We start from the raw sequence: 25,382 nt of genomic DNA on the forward strand, positions 1-25,382 counted from the left end.
AAGGTTTTAATCGCTTAAAAATAATGAACATAACCCAAACCGATCTTTTGCCAGTCTATTTGATTTTGCTGCTGATATTCCCATTTTAGGTTTACACTATTTTGTGAATCCAGTGCGTACTGAAACATGCTGTTCACCCGTAAATTCCACTGACTGGAGTCTTGCCAGTACGGCAACTCAACTTGAACCACACTGTTCAGCCGTTCTGACCAAATATTTTGACAGCCTAAAGTCGGACCTAAACCTACCCGCCACCCATTATCCAATGATTTTCCTGCTTGCAACTGAGTTTGCAGCTCTGCATAACACAAATGCTTCCGATCATCATCTGCAATGGTATAACCTGACTGCGCTTTTGTACTTATTACGCCGTGTTGTTGTTGGTCTGTAAACCGCCCATTTTGAATTGCTTCTTGTTGCCAACCCAGAGTAAAGCCCCATGTTATCGGTGTTTTAAAAGGGGTAATCGGGTTATAGGAGTTCACCGTGAGTAAATCAAGATGTTCAAGCTTGAAACGATCATTTCGCCACTGTACCGCACCATCCAAGAACAGTAACTGCGTACCTGTCCGGAAACCACCTTGCGGATCGGTTAATTCATGATAAGCTTGTCGATGACCAATCTCGGCATATTTGTCCCCTTGCACCTCACCTAGAGCAACCGACCATTTACGTGCATCATGTCCTTTGACTGGATTTATCTTAGGTTCAGAGGGCGCTTGACGTTGCTTTGCAATTGAAATCTGACTGCGTAAACCAAGCAGTTGTCTAAAGCGTGGCTGGGTAAAACTTGCATCGACTTGTCGCGCCACAAACTGCAAATATAAATCGTCATACGCCATTTCTAAAATTTTAGCCTGATCTGCATCACTATAGGAAGCTATTGCTTGAGGCATCTGTTGCGGCGCTAGCGATGCAACTTCATGTGCGATCTTAGCTAGGCTATGGCCATGCTGCTTGGCTTGCGAATTTAATTGTGTTTCTAATGCAGGACGATATACGGTTTCTCGAATCAATCCTTGTTGATCAATTGCCTTGATGGTTTCAATCGGGATGGCAGCATAGGTAAATTTTTTCCTCAAATCTGAATCGGGACGAACAAGATCAAGTAAACCCAGTAATCTATAAGCGCAATTGTCGCTGACAAAATAATAAGGAAAACTGACTTTCTGCATTTCCCAAATATGTTTGACTAGAAATGCAGTTTCATCCGGATTTAAATTCAGTTCATATTCCCAAAGATCTCTGCTTTCAAAATCACCGTATTCTTTTACTTTTCGATAATATGGCATTAATGAATATTCACCTGGATATTTTCCAACCAGACCTTTCCACGCATATGACCAGTTGTCATCGCTATTGACGGTGGCAGCATAGTTAATTGCATAGGATACCAAATTCAATTGCTTCTGATCTTTTGGATCCAACCGAAGTAAAGTGTGCCCAAACATAGAACTTGGATTTCCCATAAAATCCGTTGCATAAATCAGCGTGGCTTTATAAGGTTTAATCTCTCCAAACCACTGATCAAATTCCGGACATGCAACAACAGGCAATTGTCGTTGGTTAATTCCTAACTGTTGCATTAACCACTGGCTACGTGCTGGAAATTTACAGCGAATGGATTGATTCGGTTCAGCCTTTTGGAACAATGCTTTGATATCGGCATCCAACTCATGTTGAATATTGGTTCGCCCATCTGGCGCAAAAAAATATCCTGAATAGCTGACTTCACTTTGATAGCGCTTTTTTTGATTTGATCCATGTTCAGCAGTGCCCTCAGCATAAAGTAAACGTTTCCATATTACCTGTTCAGCCAATTGTTTTTGTTGTGCTTGTTGTAGATAATTTTCTAATGCTGGCGGTTCGACTGAAAGTGCTTCAGCATAAGAATAAACGGTGAATAAAGTACTCAATACACCAAAACTAAAAGCTAAATATTTCATTCAATCATCAATTTATCATGGTTATCAATACTGTAATGAAAAAACATTCATAGTCGCACCAGACTTTCCTCTGTATCGCGTCAAAAGAATATTCTTAAATATGCACTTTTCAATAAAATTTAAATAAAAAAACCCTGCACCAAGGCAGGGTTTTTCTTACTTATACATAAGCTTTTAATACAGCATCGTTTGCCATCACTTGTTGAAGTGACGCCAATACCTGTAAAGAGTTTTGATTTTCTACAGAATAGATATTGGCAAAATTAGATTTTGCCACAGCATAGAAATGTGCCTTATCAGCATCTTTAACATTTAACAAAGATGCGAGTACAGTTAAGCTTTCACCTTGTCCTACAGCCATATCACGTGCCAGTGATTCAGCGTTTTCATTCGTGAAAGTAACCACTTGCGCAGTCACTTTGCCATTACCATTACAACCTAAAGTACCAAAAGTAATACCGAGTAACTGGTTAGTAAACAGTCCATTGGTCGTTGCTGCGAGAATTTTAGGTACTTTACCCGATTGACCCGCCCAAACTTGAGAACCCACACCACAACCGACGTCTGGATCAGCCATCGCAACACTTGAACCCGCAGCCAACACAGCAGCTAAAGCGATTTTTTTTAACATATAATTCTCCAGAATTGTCATATGTATTATTTTAGATGCAACATATGCAAATTGTTATTTTCAAATTTATGTAACTACTGTTACACCCACGTAGATTTATCACATAAATTCAGATAAGCAAATCAAAATTCGACAACTTAGAAATTATTTATTGTATTTTTGAGCACCCAGCGCCCATTTTTATTTCGATCTCCAAGAATTTTAAGTACCAACACTAAACTGAGAAGGAGCAGCAAATACCAAGAACCCAGCTTGCCCCACCCCACCATATGCCAAGCATCCACTTGACTCGGATATAACCATATTTTGTTAAAAGTACTAATATTTTCAGCAATCCAAATAATAAATGCCAAGACAATCAATACAGGCAACACAGGTAGTTGTACTTCATGCTTTTGTAATTTAAAACAAATTTTGGTTTTCCAAAAAATCACAATGCTCCAGATGAAAAGTACATTCCGAAAATCTGGAATAAAGAATTTGCTCATAAAATTGAGATATGACAATACCGCCAAACCCAACATTGTGCCAAAACGTGGCAGATTAAAAAAAGAAACCTGATAAAGACGAAGTGAACGAGCAAAAAAACTTCCCACTGCTGAGTACATAAACCCTGCAAACAAAGGCACAGTTAAAATTTTAAATACGGCAGGTTGTGGATATTGCCAAGAAGCAATTTGCGGATGAGTCAAGAAAATCTCCATGCCCATTGCCATAATATGGAACAATGCAATGACTTTAGCTTCCGCCCATGATTCCAATTTTAAATACAGCAAACAGACTTGAATCATCAGTGCATAAAACAGTAGATAATCATAACGGAAAAAACCGTAAAACTCTTGGCTTCCCATTCTCGCTGTGACCATAAATGCAATCAGCAACAAGATACCAAATAAGGCAGCGGAAGCTGCCTTATGGAGAAATTCAAACAATGCTTTAAAGTAATTCATCATATGAGCAATAACAAACACTTAACCTAAATATTTCGCACTATACTCATGTACAGTATCAATAAATACTTTTGGATGGTCAGGATCGACCCACTGGGTAATGCCATGGCCTAAATTGGCGATATAACCTGTTTTTTCAGCATTCGCATAGGCATCATCCAACATCGCTTGCGTTGCTTTTTCAATCGTCGCTGCCGAACCATAGAGGGTCGCAGGATCTAAATTACCCTGTAGTGCTGCTCGCCCATTGACGGTTTGACGCGCGACATTCAAAGGTGTTGTCCAATCTAAACCGAACGCATCTGCACCAGTCGCAATCATTGGTTCCAACCATTGACCGCCACCTTTGGTAAATAAAATTACAGGCACTTTACGCCCTTCATTTTCACGTTTTAAACCTGCGACTATTTTGTGCATATATTTGAGTGAAAATTCTAAATATTCGCGATGTGCCAATGCTCCCCCCCAACTGTCAAAAATTTGAACAGCCTGAGCGCCTGCCTCGATTTGTGCGTTTAAATATTCAATCACGGCGTCAGCGAGACGGTCTAATAATGCATGTAAGACTTCGGGTTGCGCATACATCATCTGTTTGGTGAAGCGAAAGTCTTTGCTTGAACCACCTTCAACCATATAGGTTGCCAATGTCCAAGGACTGCCTGAAAAACCAATTAAAGGCACTTGACCCGCCAATGCAGAACGAATCGTTGAAACTGCGTTCATCACATAAGCCAAATCAGACTTAGCATTGAATTTTGGTAGGTTTGCGACATCTTGTTCTGTGCGTACAGTTTTATGAAATTTAGGTCCTTCGCCTGTTTCAAAATAAAGACCTAGACCTAAAGCATCAGGTACTGTCAAAATATCTGAAAATAAAATTGCAGCATCCAATGCATAACGCCGTAACGGTTGCAACGTCACTTCACAAGCAAATTCAGTATTTTTACAAAGAGAAAGAAAATCGCCTGCTTTAGCACGTGTTTCACGATATTCAGGTAAATATCTTCCCGCTTGACGCATCATCCAAACTGGTGTGGTATCTACTGGTTCACGCAATAAGGCACGTAGAAAACGATCATTTTTTAAGGTCGTCATTTACTTTCCCAATCAAATATTAAATTCGCTCCATCATAACAAAAAGGTTCCGCCGATATTCATTTCTTGAAAATTTTTCTCAATAAAGTTTTGAGCTTATTGATTAGGACAACATTTTTGTATACGAAAACAAAACAAAACTCATCTGGGACAAAAATGTCTATAGAAAAAAATGATTAACACAAAACAAATACTGCAACACATTATAAATTCTGTAATACTTAAGCAGATTTTTAGTCATAAATTATGAATAATTCTTAAGGTTGATCTACATGTTCGTTCGCTCAATTCTTGCTTTGAGTTTAAGCTGTGTATTAACAGGTACAGCATTTGCTGCATCTACAGCTGAGCAACCGCTAACGCCTAAAAAAGTTGCTGCTCCTGTTGAAGATCCTATCGATCCACTTGCCATTGACAGTTCTGCTTCAAGTGTAGAAGCACAGATCAGTCCGCAAGAGCAACAAGATTTAGACAAAGCAGCAAATACGCTACAGAATTTAGAAAAAACTGAAGATAAAACTTCAGGTACGGCTATCGCACCTTCTGCACCACAAACGACGCCAGCAAAAGTATCAGCAAATCCAAATGCACCTAAAGCATCTTGGACTTTAGACGGTATTAACAATGCAGAATGGTATGAAAATATCGGCAGAGGACAATTTCCTGTTTATGCGCGTGCGCATGTGATGTTAAATAATTCCCATGCTTCTCCTGGTGCTATTGATGGTTCGAGTGGTATGAACACCCTGAAAGCCATTGCCTCATTCCAACAAATGAATGGTATTAAACCAACGGGTGAATTAACCAAAGAAACTTGGGATGCACTAGTGGCTCAACAAGGCAATAAGCCTGCTTTTGTTGAATACACCATCACTGCTGAAGACTTAAAAGGTCCATATGCAAAATCAATTCCTCATGATTATGCCTTACAGGCAAAAATGCCAGGTTTGTACTACACACGTGTCACCGAAATGTTGGGTGAAAAATTCCATATGGATGAAGATTTCTTAAAGAAATTGAATCCAAAAGCAAACTTTAACAAAGTTGGCGAAAAAATTGTTGTGACCAATATCCGTAACGAATTACCTGAAAACATTCACTTGATCGTTGCGCATAAAGGTGCAAAACAATTGTATTTGTTTAATGCACAGAATCAAATGGTTGGCTCATTCCCTGCAACTATTGGTAGCTCAGATACGCCATCACCGAAAGGTACTTATAAAGTGACTGGTGTTGCACGTAACCCGTGGTACAGCTATTCACCAAGTAACTTTGTTCAAGGCAAAAACTTGAAACCCCTGTCATTACCACCTGGTCCAAATGCTCCCGTAGGTAATATCTGGATTGGTTTAAGCAAAAAATCATTCGGTATTCACGGCACACCAAACCCATCTGCGATTTCTAAAACTGCATCGCACGGTTGTATTCGTTTGACCAACTGGGATGCGAATGATCTCGGTAAAAAAGTAAAATCTGGTGTTACTGTTAAGTTCCTTGAATAATCAAAGGCTTTAACCATTGAGAGCCAGTGCTTTTGCACTGGTTTTTTATTTACAGCGTCCTTAAATATCGTTGCAAAAACGAAACAATGTGTTGTAATTTCATTATTTCATCTCAAATATTTAAATATTAAAATCAACTCATGTTAAAAAATAAAGAATTGGAGATTTGAGATGAATACTTTTTTACATCACAGCGAAAATCGTGGTCACGTCAAAATGGGTTGGTTGGACACCAAGCACAGCTTCTCGTTTGGTAGCTGGTATGATCCAAAATATATGGGTGTAGGCTCTTTGCGTGTGATCAATGATGATACGATTGCCGCACACAATGGCTTTGGTACTCATCCTCACGACAACATGGAAATCTTGACCTGTGTATTGAAAGGTACTATTTCACATAAAGACAGTATGGGAAATGAACGTCATATCAATGCAGGTGAATGGCAATTGATGAGTGCTGGTACCGGTGTACAACATAGCGAAATGAACCAAGGAGATGAAGCGGTTCATATGCTCCAAATCTGGGTAATTCCAAATGTTCGTGATGCCGAGCCAAATTATCAACAAATCGAACGTGATCCAAAAAAATCACCAAATGAATGGCAATTGATTGTTGGTCCAAATGACGATGCTCCCATGCATATTCGTCAAAATGCTGAAATTAAAGCAGCATATTTGGAAAAAGATCACAGCCTGGAAGTTAAAGCGACTCAAAAATTTAACTATGTGCATGTGATCGAAGGTGAGATTGATATTGCCGGTCAAGTACTTAAAGCAGGCGATGCTTACTTATTTGATGAAGATTCAACACTTACAGCACATGAAGATAGCCAATTTATTTGGTTTGACTTAAACAGCTAAACCTATCGAGATAAAAACCTCCATATATGATTATGGAGGTTTTTTTATGCGATTTCATCAACGCTGATCGATCTTAGTCCAATATGACTATTGCCACTACTCAACGGCAATAGTCCTTTTTCTGATCTTTAATCAATGATAAAGCAGCGTTCCAAGCTGCATCAATAATCGGCTCAGCAGCATCACTTTCAAATTGCTTCACAGTATATTCTGAAACCTCTTTGCTCGGATAATGTAGTTTTGAACTGCTCAAAGCTTTAATCTGAATCTGGCAAGCACGTTCAAGAAAATAAATTTCATGAAATGCTCGAGCTATGCTATTCCCTGTTGCCAATAAACCATGATTGCGCAAGATCATACAACGATGGTCAGCAAGGTCTTTAACTAAACGCTCACGTTCTTCAGTAGAAAAAGCAATCCCTTCGTACTCATGATAGGCAATATTGTTATAAAACTTCAGCGCATGTTGGGACAAAGGCAACAGGCCTTTTTCTTGTGCAGAAACAGCAATACCATCTGCTGTATGAGTATGAATCACGCAGTTAATCTGTTCATTGGCATGATGCAAGGCTGAATGAATCACAAACCCTGCAACATTGACCATCTTGCCTTGATCACCTTTAGCTACGATATTGCCTTGATGATCAATCTTAACCAAATCAGAAGCGGTCATTTGATCAAAAGTCACACCATAACGATTAATGAGAAAATGATCAGGTTCATTGGGAACCCGTAAACTTATATGGGTATCAATCAAGTCTGTCATTTTGAAATGTGCAATTAAGCGATACAATGCTGCCAACTGACAACGCGCTTCCCACTCTACTTTTTGAATATACTTTGGCCGTTTCATGCTAAAATCCGTTTAGTATCAGTGAATCTTCATTCATTTTTAATCAGTGTTTGCCACTTCACAAGTTTAAATTCGTGAATGGCGAGTTTAAGTATATACGCACATAGAACGAATATAAAAAATCCAAATCAATATGAATCTATTGATTTGGATCTAAAATTATTAATTATCTTATTTTATTGTTATTTATTTTTCTTCATCGTTATTCTATAGAACATCATAATAAAAATATTCTTATTATTTTATCGAGTTCTTATAAATATCTTTTTTATTTTTATACAACCTCACTAGACACTAAGCTGATAGAGCAGTTTTTTACCCTTAAAAGTTAAATCCTTAATAAAAACAATATTTTTATTATCCAAATATGAAATAGCATCATCAATTTCAATATAATTTTCTTCAATCAGCCATGTAATATCGAGTTCATTTAAATCAACCATACCGACTAAAGAAATGGCTCGATTCTTATTATGTTGATTTTGAATATTCTTTAAAACTTCGCGTACTTTAATTAAATCATTCATATTTTAAATCTCATCGTGCTTACAGGTTCTATTATATAAACTGGGAAAACTATTACTAGATATAAAAATGCCCTATGCGACAAAAATTGTCGCATATAGTAGGTATTTAAATTTCTATTTTTCTAATTTCTCTAAGCTTTAAAAATAGAAAAACTGTGGTTGCATAATGATCAGGTTGAGGGAGGATGAACAGGCATGATGATGAAATACATTGTCCAAGAATTTAATCGAGATTCGCTGTTTAGCTAAAAACTTAGAGTTCAATTGAACAAAATATTAAATCTGATGATTTGCAAAACAAAATTCTCAAAAGCTTTTATTCGAACTGAAACAAAATGATACTCATTTCGTTTGAGTTTTATTAATCATTCTGTTAAGTTTTTCTATATTAAAAATAAGGTCATAATAATGCTTAATAATATTTTTACTTTTTTAGATAAATTGGGATATACAACACAAAAACGTGCCATTAGTGTTCAATTCTCAAACTCACAACTCAATGCCCAAGTGATGTTGCAACGTATTAATGGCTATCATGCCATCAATGAAGGATTGTCAGCAGAACTAATCTGCCTTTCAACCAACCCATTTATAGAACTGAAACAGTTTATGGGTTGTCTAGTGTCAGTGGATCAAGTCACAGATTCAGGCAAGCTGTTTAGAACTTCGGGTATTATTACGGGTGCATCGCAAGGACAATCTGACGGGGCTTTGAGCTTGTATCGCTTGACTATGCAAGATCCAACAAGCTTATGGCATAAACGACGCAATAGTCGGGTATTTTTAGATAAAAGTGTTCCTGAGATTTTAGAGATTATTTTCAATGAATGGGTCTCTAAAAGTGCTTTGTTTGCCTCCAGTTTAAAACTGGACCTGAGTGGCCTCAGCAAGACCTACGATGTACGCCCATTTTCAATGCAATTTAACGAATCTGACCACACATATTTGACTCGGATTTTACGTGAGGAATCAATTAGTTGGCTAATTGATGAATCTAATTATATTACTTTAAACTATAATCAGAATATCGAACCACAAAAATTACGCTTAATTGATAGCAATGGGCAGTTTAAAGTGCTCGAACGGCGAAACATTCGCTACCATCGATCAAATGCAACTGAAGCCTATGACAGTATCGTCAGTTTAATTGCTCAACGAAATTTACAGTCAACAGCGATCCATGTACAACGTTGGCAAGCAGACAGTTTAATGCAGGAAGATGGTGCTGGTACAGTTCTAAGTTCTCATAAGCATAGTGCACACCGTGATAATGAAAGTTTAAGTTTAGAACAGGCATGGAGTCTCTCCCCTGCCTGGATCCGTGATCTTAAAGGCGAAGATCAAGCTACAACATCAGGCAATCATCAACTGGATAAACTCAGTACCCAACTGAATCAATATCAAGCCTTGCAAGCCAAATATTTCAAGGCTCAAAGTAGTGTTCGTGACCTACAGGTTGGCTATTGGTTTAAGTTAACAGGTCATCCAGAGCTGGACAGAAATCATCGTGAAAATAATGAGATGCTGATATTGAGCAAGCATTTCTACAATCAGAACAACTTTCCTAAAGATATTCAGGGGCAAATCGAAAAACTACTTACCCTAAGCCATTGGCAAATTAACAATGACAGTCAACAAGAACGTCAATGCAACGCGTTAACTTTGGTACGACGTCATGTTGTAGTTGTGCCTGAGTATGATCCATTGGTGCATCGTCCAACTGTATATGTTCAACGTGCCATCGTGGTGGGTGATGGTGAAGAAATCTATGTCGATGAATGGGGGCGGATTAAAATCCGTTTCTTGTTTACCCGAACAGAAGACCATGCCCATGATGGCGGTGCAGGAGCTAATGATAATGATACGGACTCCGCTTGGGTCGATGTACTTACCCCTTGGGCGGGTGAAGGCTATGGCGCAAGATTCTTACCGCGTGTTGGAGAGATTGTCGCGGTAGATTTCTTTGAGGGGAACCTTGATCGTCCATTTGTGACTGGACGAATTCATGAAGGACATCGGAATCCAACCAAGTTTGATATTAAAGGCAAATTGCCTGACACCAAAAAGCTCAGTGGTATTCGCTCAAAAGAAGTCTCAGGAAGTGGCTTTGGGCAACTCCGTTTTGACGATACGCCTGAGCAAATTAGTACACAATTACAATCGAGTCATGGTGCGACACAACTCAATCTAGGAAACCTAAGCCATCCTAAAGAAACAGCAGAAAGTGAGGGGCGTGGTGAAGGCTTTGAGTTAAGGACGGATGATTGGGGTGGTATACGTGCGCCAAAAGGGATATTGATCACGACTGAAGGGGCATCTAATGCCAGTGGTCATCAACTTGACCGAGCTCATTTACAAAACAATATTGAGAAATCTTTAGACACAAATTCGGCAATAAAAGATGCAGCGAAAGGACATCAAACCACTGAGCCCGAATTAGAACTACAAGAATCTCTAAAAACAGAACTTTCGCACTGGAACGAGTCTGATTCTACGCCTTATATTGCAATTGATGCTAAAGATTCAATTATCTTAGATGCAGATCGAGGAATCCTTGCTCAAGCGAAAGCAAATATTGATCTCAGCTCTGAGCGAAATGTACAGATTTTTTCTGGTAAAGGTTTTTTTGCGAACGTGCTAGATAAAATTTCTCTCTTTGCAAAAGCCGCTGGCATTAAAATTAAAGCGGGACAAGGTCCAGTAGAGATTGAAGCACAAGCGGATTCAATGAAAATTGCTTCACAAGAGCTTATGCATGTTTATGCAATCAATGACTTTGTTAAAGTTGAAAGTGGTAAAGGGATTTTATTGGCTGCTGGTGGTGGTTACATCAAAATCGAAGGTGGCAATATAGATATCGTTTGCCCTGGACTGATTTCTTTAAAAGCTGGGCAAATTAAGACCATGTCAGGCAGTACATTAAATATGGACTTAGCTGCCATGCCAAAACTTCAGATGGATTATGATGAACTGTTTGTCTTGCGAAACAAAGCTGGCAAAGCAATGCCAAATATGAAATATAAAATCAAAACAGAAGATGGAAAAACCATTGAAGGCATAACCGATGCTGAAGGGAAAACCGAAAAAGTCACATCTCTTTCGATGACAAAAGCCGTGATTACCTTATTAGGTTATGTCGATGAATAAAATTTACGCTTCTTTATTATTAACTGCATGTGTATTCAGTGTTGGCTGTGCATCTGCAAAATCAGAAATAAAAAAAACGGGAAATAACATGATTAACTTAGAACAAACCAAAACATATTGCATCGGGCGCTATGTAGTAGATATCCCTGCTGAGGCAAATCCATTAAAACGATATGATAAATATGATTCATTTAATATTAAAGTCAAAGAAAATGCTTCTCGTCAAGATTTTGAGGCGGCTATTCAAAAAGTAAAAAAAGAATACTCTGAAGATGATTGGTTTATCACTGATGATCCTCAAGTACAAAAAATTGATGGCAGAATGATAAAGATTTTTAAAGGAAAATTATCAGATAAAAAAATACTTCCTTATGATGTAGCAGGTTTCGTATGGGATCGAAATACTTTGTTTTTGATAGAAGGCATGCACAGTGATACACCACAGTTGACAACTGAAAGTAATGAAGCCATCCAGAATCTAGTTAAAAACTTACATTATCGTCCTGAAAATGAGATTCCCAAAGAAGCAGGACAATGTATCTATAAAGGATTTATTAAAGATGAAACCAAACAGTATCGATATAGTATTCAAACTCTTGCATTTGATTTTAAAAACCACCCAACAGTTGTTTTACGTTTTGAAGCTGAAAGTAGTGATGAAAATGTATCAGCAATGATCCCAAGAATTGAAAAAAAATTAAAAGAAGTGGGTCAGAGCCAACGCCAAATGGACAAAGACAATATTCGTAAAGGTGAAAAAAATACTGCTCAACTCAATGGGCAAGAATGGATCTCCATTGAAAAAATGAAAGGTAAAAATGGACTCAGTGCGCTTTGGGAACATACCGGCACTGCCAAGAATAATCAAGATCCTTTAATTAGTTTTGAAGTAGATACTGGATATGACTCTCCATATAGTAAAAGTAGCAGTTTACATCAAGTTGATGCCTTAAAACTGTATGAGTCAATTCTCAAAACGATAGCTAAATTTTAGGGCTAGATAAAACGACCGACCTATGCTAATCCCAGTCGCTCAATAAAAGTGAAAAGTTTTTAAATATATCCATGATTTAATTGATGTTGAAATGTAGTGATAGCAGAAAGGAAATATCAATGAATAAAATTTACGCTTCTTTATTATTAACAGCATGTGTATTCAGTGTTGGCAGCGCATCTGCAAAATCAGAAATAAAAAATACGGGAAATAACATGATTAACTTAGAACAAACAAAAACATATTGCATCGGGCGCTATGCGGTAGATATCCCTGCTGAGGCTAATCCATTAAAACGATATGATCAATATGATTCATTTAATATTAAAGTAGTCGATAAGGCGACACGTCAAGATTTTGAGGCTGCTGTACAAAAATGGCGAGATGACTACTCAGAAGGAAATCGAAAGATTTTTGAAGATCCTCAAGTACAAAAAATTGATGGGCGAATAACAAAGATTTTTAAAGGAAAATTATCTGATAAAAAAATACTTCCTTATGATGTAGCAGGTTTTGTATGGGATCGAAATACCTTATTTTTAATCGAGGGGGGACATAGTGATTCTCCTGAAAGAATTAAAAAAAGTAATGAAGCCATCCAGAATTTAGTTAAAAACTTACGTTATCGTCCTGAAAATGAAATTCCAAAAGAAGCAGGACAATGTATCTATAAAGGATTTATTAAAGATGAAACTAAACAGTATCGTTATAGTATTCAAAAACTTGGTTTCAGATTTAAAAACTATCCAACAGTCGTATTACGTTTTGAAGCAGAAAGTAGTGATGAAAATGTATTAGCAATGATTCCAAGAATCGAAAAAAAATTAAAAGAAGTGGGTCAGAGCCAACGCCAAATGGACAAAGATAATATTCGTAAAGGTGACAAAAATACCAACTCTTTGAATGGGCAAGAATGGATATCCATTGAAAAAATGAAAGGCAAAAATGGAATCAGTGCGCTTTGGGAACATACCGGCACTGCCAAGAATAATCAAGATCCTTTAATTAGTTTTGAAGTAGATACCGCACACTCACCTTCTAGCAATCAAAGTAGCAGTTTACATCAAGTTGATGCCTTAAAACTGTATGAGTCGATTCTAAAAACCATTCGTAAATTTTGAGAATAATAATGAGCAATAACATACATAATCATGAGGCCTATGAAACTATTCATAGTGCTAAAAATACATCCTATGTTTCGCAAACCACACCAAATACTGTCAATACCGAATGTGAAATTCCAGCACCGACTAAATACATTGTCCCGATTATCTTTATTCCAGGGATTATGGGGTCAAATATCAAAAGTACTGGTGATGATAAGGAGGTTTGGTATCCTAAAATATCTCTTTCAACAATAGTTTCATATAGCAAACGGGATGCTCGTGAGCGACAAATTGCATTAAATCCTGAAACGACTGAGGTAGGATATGATGGTGATATTAAAATCAGTAAAAAGAAATTGCCGCATGTTACGGAAGAGATTGCAAGAGCTAGAGGCTGGGGTTCAGTCATTCCGATTGGTTATGCCAAAGTATTAATTTATTTAGAAAGCCAGCTCAACAATCCATTTAAACCGTTAAAAGAACAAAAAAAAGAGCAATTTAACGGCACCACAGAATGGGAAAAAATAGTCCAACCAGGCAATAAAGAAACGCAAAAAATACTCAAAAACTGGTCGAGTAGCAAGGTGATTGAATTACTCAGTTTAAAGCAGCACGAAGAATTAGCGGATTATGCATTTCCTGTATTCGCCTGTGGCTATAACTGGCTACAGACCAATATGGAGTCTGCGGATAATATTGCAGATCGTATGAATAATGAAGTGATGACACAAATTAAAAAGGAATACCCTACTGCTAAATTTAAAAAATTCATTATCGTGACACATTCGATGGGAGGACTGGTCACTCGTGCATTGATTCAAAATGATAAAGTCAAAGATAAAATTGCAGGTGTGATACATGGTGTTATGCCTGCGAGTGGTGCACCAGCAGTCTATCAACGACTTACTGTGGGTTGGGATGGTTGGAAGGCATCAACTGGCTTGCTAAACAGTATTAAAGCTTGGGCGACTAAATTTATGTTTGGAAATACCTCTGAACGGCTCACAGCAACCCTAGCCAGTGCACCAGGTGGTTTAGAACTGCTTCCTTTTGCGAATTATGCGAATGCTGAAGATTTTCCTAAAAATCCAAAAGCATGGATGTTAATCAAAGCCAAAACACCTAACGGTGAAATTACCGCATCACTTCCCCAAACTATTGATCCCTATACTGAAATCTATCAAAGAAAAGACAGTTGGTGGGCAATGATCAATCCAGACTTTATTGATCCAGCAGGCTTGGTTGCAAAACAAGTTGATAAAGAGGGATATGATAGTATTTTTGATGTTTATGTACGAAATATAGAAACAGTACGTGAATTACATGATCATATTAAAGATTCTTATCATATCAATACGTATGCTCACTATGGGGCGGATAAAGAGCACCAGTCATTTGGTCAAGTGGTTTGGCGTTGCAAGGAAGTATTAAATATAAGTTCCGAAGATGAATTGGTTGAACTGATGAACTTATATGGTAAAAAAAATTTAGTGGAGTTACCCAATATTACCGATCGTAGTGATTCCAAAGAAGATGATGAAACTCCCCTTTCAGCAAATGATGCTGATTTAAAAATCGATGGATCCAAATCGCATAACTTAAATGCAAATGCTTATAAAGAAGACGGCGTAAGGGAAATTTTATTAGATGAAAAATCAAAAATTTCTGCAACCCACAAAGCCACATTTTATTTGGACTTAAAACCAACTTCACGAGGTGATGGTACAGTGTGTTATCAATCAGGACAGGATGTTCGAGCGGATGGACGCAAGTCAATTGAAACATTTGTGATTAATGGTTATGAACATTCAGGCAGTTATGACAATGATGATGTTCAACTCAATACAATCTACTGTATTGCGAATATTGTCGATAGATTGAAAAATACTTCGACAGACTGCTAAAAATACTTTTTTCAATGACGACCAAAATGTAGCCTAATGTAACTAGGCTACGTTTTTATAATGATAATTTTAGTGGAAATAATGGATTAAGACTGGTCCATTACCGTGTAAATTGTACTAGCACAGCCCCAAATCAACGCATTCGTTTTAAGTTATAGGTGACTACGCCCCAAATTTCAAACTCTTGCCCTTCTTCAATATAAATATTCTTAAATTCAGGGTTTTCTGCTTTTAACCAAACTTTAGGGGGGTCAAAATGCTTATCAATCATGAGCCGCTTTACGGTAAAATCATTGTCAATACGTGCTATCACAATATCACCAGACTTTGCCGTGATACTACGATCAACGATCAATGGATCTTCAATATCTATACCGACATCCAACATTGAAAGAGAATTGGCTTTAACAATAAAAGTTGAGCTTTCATTTCGAATCAGATACTCATTCATATCCAAAGATTGCTCAATGGTGTCCTGAACTGAGAATGGGACGCCTGCTGCAACTCGTTCAGTGGCTAAAGGAATTTGATAAACCTTATCGTTTTTTGCTTGAACTGTTTGAATATTCATGGTGGAGCTTAAATCATTCAACTGACCATTTTTGAAATTCTTCAGTAACCAATTTTTGATAAAATCAACTTGGGATTCAGGCACACGGATTACTTTGGTAGGCTCACTGAATTGTGCTTTGCGTCCTGCATTGGCTCTCGCACCTCCATGTTCAAATTCTACTTTTTTAGTCATTTTTTATCCTGTATGCTACATAAAAACCAGTAAAATCAATATACCTTGAAAAAGTTACAAATTCAAGTTGACGGCACCTTTTTTTTGAATAACAATAGCCCTATCGATCAGTTTTGATACATTTCTTTGAACAAGGATGTCAAAGACAGTCAATATACTTATCATAAATCAATAATTTACAGTATAAGCACAATGTTATTTTATTGATTTTGTTGAGCAAGTTCGCTGATCTTCGTTATGCACTTATTTGATTGATTTTCTATGTGGAGACATAAAAATGGCTACTCAACGTGATGCAATTCTTGGTTATGCTGATGAACAACATGCGTACTATATTCGCTTAATTGAAGACAATAATGTACTTGGCAGTCAATATGGTTTGTTCTGTGAAAACACAAACAGTGATGATGCCGAAAGTATCATGACCACACTCTTTTTAAAGAAATCATTTTGGCTCAACGGTTCTGAATTTAATGATATCGTCAAAGGGTTGGAACCGCTTCCGTTTTAAGCTAAATTTTTCCATCTAAGTTGAATATGTTTTGATGTTCAACTTTAGTGAATCATGATCTAGATTTTGTGCGATTAAAATGCCGCCATATTCCGATGAATAGCGCGGCATCTTAATGGATCAATTCAATAACATCTGTGTATTTTGTTCATACTCATCGTTTACAAAGTACACTGCGTTTTTGTTTTTCATTGCCTTCCCTATTTAATTTTCAATATTTTCATTCAATAGAATTCTATCTTTTTGTTTTTCAGAAACAAGATCATTGAATTTATTCTGTGCATTCAACACACACCTACTTTCTCATTTAATTCTCCCCCTACTCTGTCTCATGGCACTTATTTTGCTTAAACAATATTACTTTTTCCAACAATCGTAATACTCAAGCTAAAATGAGGATGACAAATATGGGTTATGTCGCAAAGGATATGGGTCAAAAGAACAGGCTGATCTTAAGCTTATGTTCTTTTCTAATCCCTATATGTCTCTGGTGTGCTGTGAGTTATTTACCTTTTATTTGGCATCCACAAGTCCAAATTACCGATTCAGGAAGTATTTCTTATCTTCAAGTCGGCAGCCGTGTGGATAAAAATGTGTTCTATAGTGAGGCACAAAATGCTGTAGATCACCATTCTGCACCACCACAAGGTATTTTGGTTAATCCAATCTACTTACCTGCACCACATGAAGTTGCCAAAGCCTTGGTGACTGCCTTTACCACACCACCTGAACAACCTGATACGCCTTGGTTTCATCAAAGTTTGTGGCACAGTATTAAAATTGTTTTTTCAGCTTTTCTGATTTCCTCAATTTTTGGTATTCCACTGGGAATTCTCTGTGGCTTCTCGCAAAAAATATCTCAGCTGACTGAGCCTTTTGTTGAATTCTTTCGTTACTTGCCTGCACCTGCATTTGGCGCATTGGCTGTTGCGATTTTAGGCATCAATGATGCACCGAAAATTGCAATTATTGTCATTGGTACGCTTTTTCAACAAATCCTGATTATCGCCAATACCACACGCATGGTTGATCAAGGATTGATTGAAGCGGGTTATACCCTTGGAACCAATAAATTAAAAAGTTTGTTCCATGTGGTTATTCCTGCGGCATTTCCTGATATTTACCGCGATTTAAGGGTGCTTTTGGGATGGGCTTGGACTTATTTAATTGTCTCTGAATTAATCGGTACAACCTCAGGCATCACTTGGTTTATCACCCAACAAGCCCGCTATCAAAACTTTGACAATGTGTATGCCGCAATCTTAATTATTGGAGTGATTGGCTTAGTCTGTGATTGGATCTTGATGAAGATGGGTGAATGTATGTTTGCATGGAAAACAGGAGCAAAATAATGAATGATTCAACTTTTAATCCATATGAGTATTTTCAAAAAATCTATGCACGCCCTGTCATTTTAGAAACCAAACAACTGAGCCAAGCCTTTAAACATGGCAAGACTGAACGTGTGGTCTTAAAACAGCTTGATCTAAAAATCCATAAACGAGAATTTATTTGTGTGATTGGTCCTTCTGGTTGCGGGAAATCAACCTTAAGTCGTGTGATTGCGGGTTTAGATCCTTATCACAGTGGCGAGGTCTTGGTCGATGGAGAGCGAATTACAGGTCCTAGTTCTGAACGTGGGATGGTTTTTCAAGGCTATACGCTGTTTCCATGGAAAACAGTCAAAGAAAATGTCATGTTTGGTCCACGAATGAAAGGTATCAGCCAAATCGCGGCTGAATCCCATGCACGTGAATGGATCAATATCATTGGTTTAGAAAAATATGAAAATCAATATCCTCACCAGTTATCTGGCGGTATGAAACAACGGGTCGCAATTGCGCGTGCTTTGGTCAATGAACCGAAAATTTTATTGATGGATGAACCTTTCGGTGCATTAGATCCTCATACTCGCCAAAAGATGCAAAAACATTTGATGGATTTATGGCAAAACATAGACATCACGATTATTTTTGTGACCCATGATATGGATGAAGCGATTTTGCTGGCTGATCGTATTGTGGCACTCAAAGCCAATCCCGGTGAAATCAAGGAAATCATTGAAGTCAATTTGCCTCGCCCACGTTCGACAGATTTAATCACAAGCCCTGCATTTAAGCAGCTCAGGGCGCGAGTTGATCAATTGGTGCATGCTCATGAAGATGAACTTGATCCATCACTGCAAGACTTACCCAAGATTCCACGTATGACACAAGTCAGTACAAACAAGTAAATAAACACTTTCTTATCGCATTTGGGACGACCCAAATCGCTTAGTTCTATGTTGGACGACCAACTTTGGTGATATTCATGACGAATAGCTATGTTTTACCACTTTTGGATATTTCTTTACTGTGCAGCCCTGATCGTAGTGATCGCTTGAAGGTCGCTCATGCTTTAGATCAAGCATGTAAAGATGTTGGCTTTCTTTATTTAAAAGGTGAACAGTTTAAGCCTGAATTATTTGAAAAGCTCCACCAAACAACGCAACAGTATTTTGCCCAAGATACAGCCCTAAAAATGCAGAATTATATTGGTCTATCGGAAAATCACAGTGGCTATGTCCCGATTGGAGAAGAACGTTTTGTCGAAAACAGCTATGACCTTAAAGAAGCGTATGATGTGAATTATGATTACCTCGGCTTGGAGGATAGACGCCCGCTTGTAGGTCCAACCCAGTGGCCTGATGATCCTAGCTTTAAAGTACATGTTTCCAATTATTATCAGCACATCAAAAAAATCGGGCAGCAAATTTTTCAAAGTTTTGCCTTGGCATTGGACTTGGATGAGGACTATTTTAATGCGCATATTTCAAAAGCCCCCAGTCAACTTCGCTTGATACATTATCCATATATTGCAGATATTCAGGATAAAGAAGGTATCGGTGCGCATACGGATTATGAATGTTTTACTTTACTTCTCCCTACTGCGCCTGGCTTACAGGTACTCAACAAAGCCGGGCAATGGATAGATGTGCCATTGCTTAAAAACACCTTGATTATGAACATTGGCGATATGATGGAGATTTTGTCCAATGGGCGTTATTTGGCCACCAAGCACCGTGTGAAGAAAGTTGCCGAGGAGCGTTATTCTTTTCCCTTCTTTTTTTCATGTGATTATGACTACATCATTCAACCCTTGGTGAATTCTGAATCTGCTCAATATGCACCATTAAAAGGCGGAGAGCATCTATTTAATCAAACGGCACAAACTTTTCAATATCTCAAAGATAAAGTCGCACGTGGTGAAATTCAACTTGAAAATGCCAGACCACTTTACTCCTTTGGCTTAAACCCAAATGAGGAGTCACGATGAATCTCATGACTCTTTGTAATCAACTCAAAGTATCTGCTGCTTCAAAAGGCCGACTCCCTGACTATTTGTTGGGTGCTTTTCGCCGTAAAAGTATCAGCTTTGCCAATGGGCTCACTGACGAAACTACACTGGTCTATTGGTTTCAGTCTAAATCATTTACCATCGATTTACGTTTAAAAAGCCAAAACTCTACCCCTGTTTTGGAGCGACAAGGCTGGGTCGGCAACACGCTATGGAATGAACAGCAGCAACTACTTTCTTGGCAAATCACCAGTAATTATCAAAATCATGTTCAATGGCCTGAGCCTGCAAAACTCTATGCCATTGGCAATGCCATTTTAGAGTTTTCCCCAAGCCGTGCTTATGTTGAAGACTGGCGTCAACAAGCCAAACATGGGCTTTTTCTGGGTTTGCGCTTATTTAAAATTGAAAATATGGATTTGAATATAAGCTACCCTGCTGATGGTGGTTTGATTATTTGTGATCATTTTATTGCCTTTGCACGATCACGCCATCCAGATATCCAACAACGTTTAGAAATGGATAAATCTTTATCTGAAGCCTTTGCTCAAGAACATATAAGTGTTCAAGACATTCAGGATTATGAAGTATCGGTGAGTTTTGGGCAGCAAATGATTGATCTCAGTACCGTGACAGCGCAGGTGGGTAAATCCATCGAACTTGATCACTTTAGTCAATTAGACCACAACACATTGATACAACAACGCTTTATTCAAGGACAACGTTGCCAGTTATATTTCACAATCGATGTTTTTGATCAAGATTTTTGTTTTTCCACACAGACAGCAACATCAAACGCCAGCCTTGCTTGGTTTGAACAGGAACACAACCATCTTTTTCATCATGCAGAAATAAGTGTCTAGGAAGCATATTTTAACCATGTCTTTTCTCTATTTACTCATTGCGATTGTGGCAGAAGTCATTGCGACCTCTGCCATGAAAGCTTCAGAAGGATTTAGCCAACTCTTGCCATCAATCATCACGATCTGTGGCTATGCTGTGGCGATTTATTTCCTATCACTGACAATGAAAACCATCCCAGTCGGTATTACCTATGCCTTATGGTCAGGTGCTGGCATTATTTTAGTTTCACTGGTTGGTTTTTTTTATTACAAACAGCATTTGGATTTAGCAGCTATTCTTGGGCTTTCACTGATGATTATCGGAATTTTAATTATTCATCTTTTCTCAAACAGTACCGAACTCACTTAAGTAAAGTTTATGCTGATGCAATTTTGAGGCTTGATCATTTGCCTCAAGCTTCTTTTTTAATTCCTTTTTAGTCAATTTGGATTCGTATTGAAATACATAATATTGAATGAGCAATTTTAAATATCATGATGCTTGATTTGATCCAAACAATTCAAAGCCCAACTGAGTCAGACGATGATACGGATCAATATGATTAACTTAATCAATCACGTGTGTTTAACTTAGTGTGAATGTATTGGCTTGATATTCGCAACAGTATCATTTCATCTCAGAAAACTAAGGCATCGTCTGCACTATTTGATCAAAGCTTTTCACAAAATAAGAAGCAGTGAAGCTTCCTTATTTATTTAAGTTTCCAAAATGATACTGCTTAGGCTATTGGTTGAGTTAGATAATTTGCGATTGGTCGTAGAGATATTTCTCCAGACCAATCCAATTAGCGCATATCCCCTTATGGTAACTCTTGTAATAAGGTTGGATAAATCAAACCATCTACATTCTGCTCAGTTTTATAGATGCCATTCTGCACATTGAATTTATTCACATGATAAGACGAACCATAAATCGAATCGAATCCATTGCCTTTGCTAAAGACTTTTTTATTGGCAGATAGATCCAGTAAATGTGTGCCATTTACCATGGATTCATATTGTTTCGGATCGACACCTGAACGATTTGCCATGATTTTGACAGCATCTGCATGTGTGGCTGGGTCGTTAATATATTTCACCGTTTTATCCCACACTTGCAAAACTTTTTTCCATTCTTCTTTATGCGCAGTTAAATGGCTCATATTGACAGTTAATGTGTCATAGATTAACCCCGGTTTATCTTGCGATGTATAAATGATTTTTGAGCCTGCAACGGCTTTCAATGCCTGACTGGCAACAGGCTGCCAAACTGCAATTGCTGAAATATCAGGACTTGAAAACACTTGAGGTAATTGATTGGTCGCAGAATTCACCAATTTGATTTCATTAAGAGGAATTTTCTGATCTGACATCGCTGTTGCAAGCAGTAAATGATCAACCAGTCCCTTCTCAACACCGACTGATTTGCCTTTTAAATCCTGTATATGGTTAATCCCCTCTTTGGCAATAATGACATCATTTCCAGCAGAATAATCTGTTGCCATAATCATCATGCCTTGCGTGCCGCCTGAAGCAGTCACCAAATTATCACCATTGGTGACAAATACAGCATCCAATTGATTTGCTGAAAAGGCTGAAAGCGAGGCTGAGTAATCAAACCATTTAAAATCAACATTTAATCCTGCTTCTTTTAACCAACCTTTTTCAATCGCGACTTGCCATGCAACAAATCCAGGCCAATCACTATAGCCAATGGTAATCGGCTGCGTGTTTGCTGTCGTTTGTTTATTTTCTTTGGCATCAGGTACTTTTGCAGTATTGTCACAACCCGACATTAAAACCGCAGTTAACACTGATATGGACAAAAAAGATTTACGAATCATACCGATACTCCCCCAACATTCTCACATTTAAATTTGGTATTGGACTGATTGAGTGACTGCATATAGGCACGCCACCCGCCAAAATGACTGATATCCACAGCCTCATCAGTCGCATATGCTTCACAGATAAAACCTTTAACCCAAGTCCCATCTTCAAGTTGCAGATTGCCAATACCCAGTGGAGCAGGAACCTCTGCAACGATTGCCCCAAAATTCGCTAAGGGAACATCCCAAACTTCAACCTCAATCACCGATCCATGAACATCAAATTGCAACCCCGGTTTAGGTGGTGTAGTGTTTTTTAAAGCAAATAATTTATAGCTTTTTGCAGTTCGGTTTTTTGCGAGCAATGTCGCGTTCCGGGTGGTCAATTGAAAATTCAAAGGCATCCCTGAAAGGTGCGCACCCACAACAGCGAGCTTTACCGAATTTTGTGATTCAATTTCATTGCTTTTGTGATAATGATGCGATGATGTGCCCAGAGGAAGTGCTGTGATTGTCTGCCATTGTTGAGCAAACTTTGCCAAAGCTTGATCATGCCAAGCAGGTGCAATGAAGGTTACGCCACTTGGCAGTCCATCTGAACGAATGGTATTGGGTAAGGCAATCGCAGACAGATCAGCAAAATTTACAAAGTTGGTATACGCCCCCATATGTGAATTTTTATTGAAAGGATCTGCTTCAACTTCACTGATCTGATAAATCGTCGGTGAAGTCGGTACCATCAAGGCATCATAGGCTTGTAGACGAAGATTGATTTTTTGTGCGAGTTCAGCTCGTTGGTATTCAGCTTGAAATGTATCTTTAGCTTTAAACTGATCTGCCTGTGCGATGATTTCAGCAATCACAGGATGTGCTTGTTCCCGCGAGACTCGCGCTTCGACAGCAACCGTTCGCTCTGCAACCCAAGCGTCGTTATAAAGCGCTTTCGCCAAGAGATTGAAATCCGTAAAATCAATAGATTCAACCTCATAGCCAAGTGTCTGAACACGTTCGACTGCAATTTTAAATGCTTTCTCAGTTTCAACATCCCCATAAAACTCGAGTTGGGCAGGTATCGCAATTTTTCCTTTAGAAAATTGCGTTGCAACATTGGCAGGATGACAACGCGAATAAGCATCGGTTTTATCATCACCCTGCATCAATGTTGCAACCAACCAAGCGTCATCACTGGTCAGTGCAAAAATTGAAATCACATCCAGTGTTCTACACGCAGGCATCAAACCTGTGGTCGAAAACCATCCCTTTGTAGGTTTCAGTCCAACTATATTGTTATGACCTGCTGGAACTCGACCTGAGCCAGCCGTATCGGTCCCAAGACTAAAAGGTACAATTCCATTCGCTACGGTCACAGATGACCCAGAACTAGAACCACCACTGATATATGCCGGGTTAAAACTATTTTTGACTGCACCAAAGGGTGAACGCACCCCCACCAACCCCGTTGCAAATTGATCTAAATTGGTTTTTCCAACAACGACTGCACCTGCTTTTTTAAGCTTAGCAATAACAACAGCATCATTATTTGCCAAGTATGCGGCATCTTTACACGCAGCAGTAGTATGAAAACCGGCGACATCAATATTGTCTTTGACTGCGAAAGGCACACCAAAGAGAGGGAGATCATCGCTATTTTGTGTTTTTAAAAAGTCAATTTGTGCCTGTATTTGTGCTGAAGATGCGATTTCAATCCAAGCATGATCATCATTTTTTATGGTTTTAACATAGTCGATTAAACCATCAATCGTGATTTGCTGATTTGAATAGGCATTTTTCCAGTCTTGGATTGTCCATAAGTCTTGCATGACCATACTCCTGATTTAATCATTTTGTAGAATCGGAGGCATCACTGCATCCATGAGTTCTAAATGCCCTTTGATCACGCCCTTGAGTGCAATAAATTGCTGACTAATCTGCTTGAGCTCAGAGCTTGCACCTTGCATCAGCATCACCTGTAAGATTTTTTGCTGATCAAGTTGAATATGTAGTGAACTGATCACTTGTGTTAAAAACTGTTGTTGTAAATCAATCAATTGATTTCTCAGTGGCATCTGCCCTGCATCATAAAGAATGGTTAATGTCCCCACCATCACTTCATTGGCTTGAACCTGCTCTGCAATCAAATGTTTATTGATCATATCCACGATTGCCTGTGATCGACTTTCATAGTGTTGATCAACAATTTTCTGGTCAAGTGCATTGAGTGTCGCTTCAGGTACAGTAATACTGATCCTAGCCAACTTTTGTTTAGGCACAGTGCTATCCTTTTGGTTTATGAACTGAGTTGGTTTGTTTGATATACAGACCAGCACGAACACTGAATAATTCGACAAAAAATGTTTTGAGCGGATGTGCTTTTTTGTCTGCTGTTTTTACATGATTCATCGCACCACTCCTATTTGATGGTCTGATGACCGTTCGCTATTTTCAAACATAGCTGCACAGTCAACAGACCCCAGTATTACCAAATTAAGTTTTTGTATTACGCCTATAGAGATGCAGAAAATGTGCCAATTTCTAAGCGTGCTTTTACTGCGATTGATCAAAATTTGTGACTATTTTGTGGGCAAAAAAATGCCCCATGCGCA

The 25,382-nt window shown here is 38.3% G+C and carries 23 protein-coding genes; 12 read left to right on the top strand and 11 right to left on the bottom strand.

Annotation, left to right across the window (positions count from 1 at the left end):
• Positions 1-14: 14 nt before the first annotated feature.
• From OSH00_RS12485 to hemE, 4 genes are all read right to left on the bottom strand, one after another.
• Positions 15-1,946, bottom strand: a complete 1,932-nt coding sequence (locus tag OSH00_RS12485; RefSeq protein WP_266130675.1) for an Lnb N-terminal periplasmic domain-containing protein — start codon at positions 1,944-1,946, stop codon at positions 15-17.
• A gap of 160 nt (positions 1,947-2,106) precedes the next feature.
• Positions 2,107-2,577 (bottom strand): DUF3015 family protein, encoded by a 471-nt coding sequence (locus OSH00_RS12490; RefSeq protein ID WP_266130676.1) that lies wholly within the window; start codon positions 2,575-2,577, stop codon positions 2,107-2,109.
• 137 nt (positions 2,578-2,714) lie between these two features.
• Positions 2,715-3,527 (bottom strand): DUF817 family protein, encoded by an 813-nt coding sequence (locus tag OSH00_RS12495; RefSeq protein WP_266130677.1) that lies wholly within the window; start codon positions 3,525-3,527, stop codon positions 2,715-2,717.
• A gap of 21 nt (positions 3,528-3,548) precedes the next feature.
• Positions 3,549-4,622 (bottom strand): uroporphyrinogen decarboxylase, encoded by a 1,074-nt coding sequence (gene hemE / locus OSH00_RS12500; RefSeq protein WP_196077170.1) that lies wholly within the window; start codon positions 4,620-4,622, stop codon positions 3,549-3,551.
• A 272-nt stretch (positions 4,623-4,894) separates the two neighbouring features.
• Here hemE and OSH00_RS12505 point away from each other — a divergent pair, with 272 nt between their 5' ends.
• Positions 4,895-6,124, top strand: a complete 1,230-nt coding sequence (locus OSH00_RS12505) for a L,D-transpeptidase family protein (protein WP_266130678.1) — start codon at positions 4,895-4,897, stop codon at positions 6,122-6,124.
• A 171-nt stretch (positions 6,125-6,295) separates the two neighbouring features.
• Positions 6,296-6,985, top strand: coding sequence for a pirin family protein (locus tag OSH00_RS12510; protein WP_266130679.1), 690 nt, complete (start codon positions 6,296-6,298; stop codon positions 6,983-6,985).
• A 100-nt stretch (positions 6,986-7,085) separates the two neighbouring features.
• Here the strand turns inward: OSH00_RS12510 and OSH00_RS12515 are convergent, their stop codons facing one another.
• Positions 7,086-7,838: a class II aldolase/adducin family protein gene (locus OSH00_RS12515; RefSeq protein ID WP_266130680.1), complete on the bottom strand. Its 753-nt coding sequence runs from the start codon at positions 7,836-7,838 to the stop codon at positions 7,086-7,088.
• A gap of 287 nt (positions 7,839-8,125) precedes the next feature.
• Positions 8,126-8,365, bottom strand: coding sequence for a hypothetical protein (locus tag OSH00_RS12520; protein WP_005032456.1), 240 nt, complete (start codon positions 8,363-8,365; stop codon positions 8,126-8,128).
• A gap of 408 nt (positions 8,366-8,773) precedes the next feature.
• On the opposite strand from OSH00_RS12520, the gene OSH00_RS12525 reads away from it, so the two are divergent.
• From OSH00_RS12525 to OSH00_RS12540, 4 genes are all read left to right on the top strand, one after another.
• On the top strand, positions 8,774-11,512 hold the full coding sequence (locus OSH00_RS12525; RefSeq protein ID WP_266130681.1) for a type VI secretion system Vgr family protein: 2,739 nt from the start codon (positions 8,774-8,776) through the stop codon (positions 11,510-11,512).
• Positions 11,505-12,506, top strand: coding sequence for a T6SS immunity protein Tli4 family protein (locus OSH00_RS12530; protein WP_266130682.1), 1,002 nt, complete (start codon positions 11,505-11,507; stop codon positions 12,504-12,506). Before OSH00_RS12525 ends, OSH00_RS12530 begins: the two co-directional genes overlap by 8 nt.
• 119 nt (positions 12,507-12,625) lie before the next feature.
• The gene (locus tag OSH00_RS12535; protein WP_266130788.1) at positions 12,626-13,627 is read left to right on the top strand and encodes a T6SS immunity protein Tli4 family protein; all 1,002 of its coding nucleotides are present in this window, start codon (positions 12,626-12,628) and stop codon (positions 13,625-13,627) included.
• Positions 13,628-13,635: 8 nt separating this feature from the next.
• A complete protein-coding gene (locus OSH00_RS12540; RefSeq protein ID WP_266130683.1) occupies positions 13,636-15,516 on the top strand; it encodes an esterase/lipase family protein in 1,881 nt (626 codons plus the stop codon).
• 133 nt (positions 15,517-15,649) lie between these two features.
• Here OSH00_RS12540 and OSH00_RS12545 read toward each other — a convergent pair whose 3' ends face one another.
• Positions 15,650-16,261 carry a LexA family protein gene (locus OSH00_RS12545; RefSeq protein WP_196076258.1) on the bottom strand — a complete coding sequence of 204 codons (612 nt, stop codon included), beginning with the start codon at positions 16,259-16,261 and terminating at the stop codon, positions 15,650-15,652.
• 277 nt (positions 16,262-16,538) lie between these two features.
• Here OSH00_RS12545 and OSH00_RS12550 point away from each other — a divergent pair, with 277 nt between their 5' ends.
• The 6 genes from OSH00_RS12550 (at position 16,539) to OSH00_RS12575 (ending at position 21,320) form a co-directional block, all read left to right on the top strand.
• Entirely contained in the window at positions 16,539-16,772 is a 234-nt protein-coding gene (locus OSH00_RS12550) for a hypothetical protein (RefSeq protein WP_004828949.1), read from the top strand.
• A gap of 407 nt (positions 16,773-17,179) precedes the next feature.
• A complete protein-coding gene (locus OSH00_RS12555; protein ID WP_266130684.1) occupies positions 17,180-18,124 on the top strand; it encodes an ABC transporter permease in 945 nt (314 codons plus the stop codon).
• Positions 18,124-19,005, top strand: a complete 882-nt coding sequence (locus OSH00_RS12560; protein WP_266130685.1) for an ABC transporter ATP-binding protein — start codon at positions 18,124-18,126, stop codon at positions 19,003-19,005. Before OSH00_RS12555 ends, OSH00_RS12560 begins: the two co-directional genes overlap by 1 nt.
• Before the next feature lie 77 nt (positions 19,006-19,082).
• Complete coding sequence (locus OSH00_RS12565; protein WP_266130686.1) at positions 19,083-20,087, top strand: isopenicillin N synthase family dioxygenase; 1,005 nt, start codon at positions 19,083-19,085, stop codon at positions 20,085-20,087.
• Positions 20,084-20,971 carry a hypothetical protein gene (locus OSH00_RS12570; protein ID WP_266130687.1) on the top strand — a complete coding sequence of 296 codons (888 nt, stop codon included), beginning with the start codon at positions 20,084-20,086 and terminating at the stop codon, positions 20,969-20,971. Before OSH00_RS12565 ends, OSH00_RS12570 begins: the two co-directional genes overlap by 4 nt.
• 16 nt (positions 20,972-20,987) lie before the next feature.
• Complete coding sequence (locus tag OSH00_RS12575; protein WP_266130688.1) at positions 20,988-21,320, top strand: DMT family transporter; 333 nt, start codon at positions 20,988-20,990, stop codon at positions 21,318-21,320.
• Positions 21,321-21,771: 451 nt separating this feature from the next.
• On the opposite strand, the gene OSH00_RS12580 is transcribed toward OSH00_RS12575, so the two are convergent.
• From OSH00_RS12580 to OSH00_RS12595, 4 genes are read right to left on the bottom strand one after another with little or no spacing between them, the layout of a single operon-like run.
• The gene (locus OSH00_RS12580) at positions 21,772-22,794 is read right to left on the bottom strand and encodes an ABC transporter substrate-binding protein (protein ID WP_266130689.1); all 1,023 of its coding nucleotides are present in this window, start codon (positions 22,792-22,794) and stop codon (positions 21,772-21,774) included.
• Positions 22,791-24,605, bottom strand: coding sequence for an allophanate hydrolase (atzF, locus tag OSH00_RS12585; protein ID WP_266130690.1), 1,815 nt, complete (start codon positions 24,603-24,605; stop codon positions 22,791-22,793). The genes OSH00_RS12580 and atzF overlap by 4 nt, the downstream gene beginning before the upstream one ends.
• A gap of 9 nt (positions 24,606-24,614) precedes the next feature.
• A complete protein-coding gene (locus tag OSH00_RS12590) occupies positions 24,615-25,049 on the bottom strand; it encodes a CopG family ribbon-helix-helix protein (protein WP_196076251.1) in 435 nt (144 codons plus the stop codon).
• Between the two features lie 4 nt (positions 25,050-25,053).
• Positions 25,054-25,179 (bottom strand): hypothetical protein, encoded by a 126-nt coding sequence (locus tag OSH00_RS12595; protein WP_266130691.1) that lies wholly within the window; start codon positions 25,177-25,179, stop codon positions 25,054-25,056.
• Positions 25,180-25,382 lie beyond the last annotated feature (203 nt).

This window comes from Acinetobacter nematophilus, from assembly GCF_026344175.1.
GTDB lineage: Bacteria > Pseudomonadota > Gammaproteobacteria > Pseudomonadales > Moraxellaceae > Acinetobacter > Acinetobacter nematophilus.